The sequence below is a fragment of the Nonomuraea sp. NPDC004186 genome, assembly GCF_053603495.1.
Genome location: NZ_JBSGFQ010000257.1, coordinates 1 through 4,318 on the forward strand (window position 1 = coordinate 1; position 4,318 = coordinate 4,318).

General features: G+C 69.8%; 1 protein-coding gene. It reads left to right on the top strand.

Features of this window, described 5'->3' with window-relative positions; translation table 11 throughout:
- Nucleotides 1-131 precede the first annotated feature (131 nt).
- Nucleotides 132-4,220 carry a DddA-like double-stranded DNA deaminase toxin gene (locus ACWEPL_RS65025; protein ID WP_452443027.1) on the top strand — a complete coding sequence of 1,363 codons (4,089 nt, stop codon included), beginning with the start codon at nucleotides 132-134 and terminating at the stop codon, nucleotides 4,218-4,220.
- Nucleotides 4,221-4,318 lie beyond the last annotated feature (98 nt).

Here is a 4,318-nt window from a genome sequence, read left to right on the forward strand (position 1 = left end):
AAGTCGTCTGCGGCGTCCGAGGAAGCCAGGACGATGGCGACGATCAGCCGTATCGCGGTGACGAGCGGGAACGGGTCGGCCGTCCAGCCCATTCCTTTGGAAGCATCGACAGGACAGGTGGAGAGACTGCGATGAAGGCGATTCGCGCGTGGCGCGGCAGGGCTTTATGGCAGACGACGAGTGTTGTCGGCGCCGTGCTCTCGCTGCTTCTCGTGAGCAGCCCGATCGTCGAAGCACGGGCCGCGGCGGCGGAGGCGGACCCGCCTCGCGCGCCGGCATGCGAACGCCAGGTGGTCCTGGAGGCCTGGGTCACGGGCGGTGTGAACGTCCGTCCGGCCGCGGAGGATGCGCTGCTCGGAGGGCAGGCGGAGATCTGCGCCTTCCTCGCCCAGCTTCCCCGGCTCGCGACGCAGGACGATCGTGAGCAGGTCGGCCGCATCAAGGCCCACGGAGGCCCCGAGGTGTCCGCCGCTGCCAACGCCGCCCTGGTCTCGGACAACTCCGGTGCCGTGGTGGCGTTTCTCGACGGCGGCTGGGAGACCGCTCGGGAGATCGACCTGCGCGCCAGCGTGAACGAGATGAAGGCGGCCGGCGGACCGGAGGTCAAGGCTGCCGCGAACGAGGTGCTGCGCAACGGGTCGCGTACGGCCTTGGGGCAGTTCATCGAGTCGGGATGGCGGCTGCCGTACAGGCTGGACCTGCGGGCGATCGTCAATCGTGCGATGGCTGACGGCGGCCCGGAGGTGCAGGCCGCGGCGAACCGGGCGCTCCAGGACGGCAGCCTGGAGATGCAGGAACGATTCATCCAGATCGACTGGGGGGTGGCCCAGGCCCGGGACAACGAGAACCAGACCTTGGGCGATCTCCGGGCGAGCGCCACAGAGGCGACTCGCCGTGCGGCATTCGAGACGATCTCCGCGGTCGCGCAGGCGGAGCGCGCGAAGGCCGAGTCCCTGGCGGCCAAGAACGACGCGCTGGAGGCACAACGCCTCGCCTCGCTGGCTGGACAGGAGTCGGCGGAGGCCAAGCGTCAGGCCCAGCGTGCGGCTGAGGCGGCCGACCGCGCCGCGGTGGCATCCAGCGTCGCCGTACAGGCCGCGCGGGCGGCGGCGGACGCCGCGCGCGCGGCCGCCGGAGCCGCCGGACGCGCGGCGACCGCGGCGGCGCGGGCGCATACGAAGTCCGACGAGGCGTGGGCGGCCGCGTCGGCGGCGGAGCTGAACGCGACCGCCGCCGCCACGGCAGAGATGCACAACCGCATCATGCAGCAGATCGGTCCGCAGATCTCCGCCTGGATCTCGCCCATCAACCAGATCACCGCCGTGACGCAGCAGGCATATGCCGCGGTCGCCGCCGCCGATTCGGCGCGGGCGAACACCGAGGCCGCCGGACGCGCGGCCGAGGCCGCCGGCCGTTATGCGGGGGCAGCCAGCGCCGAGGCGCGGGCCGCGTTCGCCGCGGCCGCGCGGGCGGGAGCAAGCGCGGAACGGGCGAAGCGCGCCACCGCGGAAACGGTGCGTCAAGCGGACATCGCCCAGGACGCGGCCGGCAAGGCGCGAGATGCCGCGACGCGAGCGGTGTCCTATGCGGAGGCGGCGGCGAGCGCCGCGGCGAGCGCGGCCCAGCATGCGGGCAGCGCCGTCAACGCGGCCGAGCTGGCGACGCAGCACGCGAACAATGCCTACCGTGCGGCGGAGGACGCGTTGCAGGCGGCCGAGACCGCCCAAGCCGTCTACAAGTCGGCGCGCGAGGCAGACGCCGAACGGCTCAAGAACGAGCTCGAGCTCGAGTTGTCCTTCGCCCGGCACATCAGTGCGGAAGCCGCCAAGGCCAAGTTGCAGGACGCTCGCGGCTTCGGAGTGCCGATGGGCCGCTATCACACTCCGCAGATCGATGCGCTGATCGCCGAGGCCGCCGACACGCGGACCGATCCCGCACTGGCGGTCGGCAAGGCGCGGGAAGTGGCCCGATACTTCGCGACCGTGCCCGGTACGTGGACCAGTTCGGCGGCCATGTCCGCTCTCGGCGAGGACGATGACGTCCTCGTCCTCCAGTTCGTCAGGAGCGGGCTCGCAGCCGCCGAGGAGCAGGACGACCGCACAACGCTGACCGGTCTCATGGTCACCGGCACCCCGGCCATGAGAGCCGCTGCCCAGCACACTCTCGATGGCGGGTGGCCCGGCGTCATCGCGTTCCTCAACGACCCGGACTACCCCGAGCGAGCCGCCGAACAGCGGGAGCAGGTCGGGCGGATCCTCGCCGACGCCCGCAGCGCCGGCAACGCCGAGACCGAGAAAGCGGCGAACACCGCCCTGCGCTCGGACGATCCGGACGCGCTCGAGAAGTTCCTGGAGGTGACGCACAACACCACGTACACGATCGACATCCGGTCGAGGGTCGGCGCGATCGCCGGGGATGACTCCTACGGCACCGAGGTGCGGAACGGCGCCCAGATCGCGCTCGCCGGCACGACGGCGATGCAGGTCGAGTTCCTGGAGGTGGATCGGCACCGTGCGGCCGAACGCGACTACGCCACGGCCACACACAACTACATCGCCACCTCCTTGATGATCGAGACCTCGCAGATCGCGGAGCGCGCCGTCGAGTTCGCGCGCACCGCGCAGGCCGCGGCGGCAGAGGCCCGCGGTGCGGCGGAGGAGGCCATCGGTTACGCGGACGACGCCGGCAAAGCCGCCGACCAGGCGCGGACGTACGCAACCGAGGCCGTCGCCCAGGCCCGCGACGCCGCCGCGTCCGCCGAACGAGCCGCGCAGGCCGTTCGCACCGCCGCCGCCGCGACCAAGCAGGCCCAGCAGTCGGCCGGGAAGGCGTCCCTCTCGGCCCGCTGGGCACGCGCCTCTGCTGCTTCGGCGGCAAAGGACGCGGCAAGCGCCTTCGCCGCCTACGACACCGCGTACAAGGCGCAGATCCTGGCCGGCCAGCGCGCGTCAGAAGCGGCTCGCATCGCTGCCGAGGTCTTCGAAGACTATCGGGAAGAGGCCAAGGCCCGGCTGAGCGAACTCAAGGCCGAGTGGTACGGACACTGCAAGTGGGGGCCCGAGGACGGCCTGCCGGGGTACAACGACTGCAACGCCTACGTCGAAAAGATTCTCAACGATCCCAAGGGGCCACTCCACGACCCGGACGGCTACGCCCAGGAACGGATCCAGCACTGCAGGAACCAGTTCGTCGGCAAGGCCCTGGACGCCTGCATGTCCGTCGTCCTGAGCCCGCTCTTCACCTTCGCGGCAAGGGGGATCTCCGACCGGGAGACCGAAACCCATCGCCTCGCCGAGGAGTACATGGCCCTGACCGGACTGGACCTGCTCAACGGCGCCTCCCAATGGTCGTTGGCGAACAAGTGCAAGAACGCCGCCAAGGGAGGCGTCGTGACCGGGGGGAAGAAGTTCTCGGACTGCATCACCGGCGCCCTGGACCTGTCCGAAGATCCCGACTGGGACAAGTATTCGAGCCAGTGGAAGGGCACCTTCGTGGAGTCGCTCGTCCCGGAGGAGCTGCGGTTCGCCGAGTACAACTCGGAATGGGGAACGATGTACCTGCGCGAGCACCTGTCCGACCGGACCATTCTCTCGGCGATTCACGAGTCCGACCTGGCGACATCACTCCTGCGCATCCTTCCGATCGGATGCGTTCAGGACGGCGGGCAGTGCCCGTACGCGGATGCCGCGCAACAGCTCAGGAACGTGAGCGAGTCGATCAAGCTGGTGAACAACCAGGGCTATATCGTCGACGAGTCCGGGCGGGTGCTCGATGCGAGCGGACTGCCGATCGCGAGCCTGCCACCGATCGATGATCTCGAGAAATGGGCGAACTATACGGTCGAAAGCGGGCTGCACGACGACCTGGCGGCCCTCGAAGACCGTCTCGGCCTGCTGTACAGGCAGGAGTTCGGGCTGCCCATGGCGCCCCCGGCATGGCACCTCGAGACACAGCTCGCCTATCGCGTCGCCACGCGGGAGGTGAAGCTACGCGAGAACACGCTCCGGCTGGTCATGAACAACCGTGGCGGTGTCTGTGACGCGGTGCCGATCAACGGCACCGCACCCGACCAGCAGCGACAGGTCGTGGCCGGGTGCGTCCAGGCCATCAAGATGTTGCTTCCGGCCGGCACGACCATGATCATCTACTACCCCGACCCGGCGAATCCGGCAGAGCTGCTTGAGGTCATCGTGCGTGGCGTCGGCCGCTGGCTGGACTGAACCCGTCACCGCGCGTTGACCCGGTAGCGGGTTTTCATCGGTCCGGGGGCGGCACCGCAGGCAGGCAAATCACCACTCGCAGAACCGGCACGGCCGAT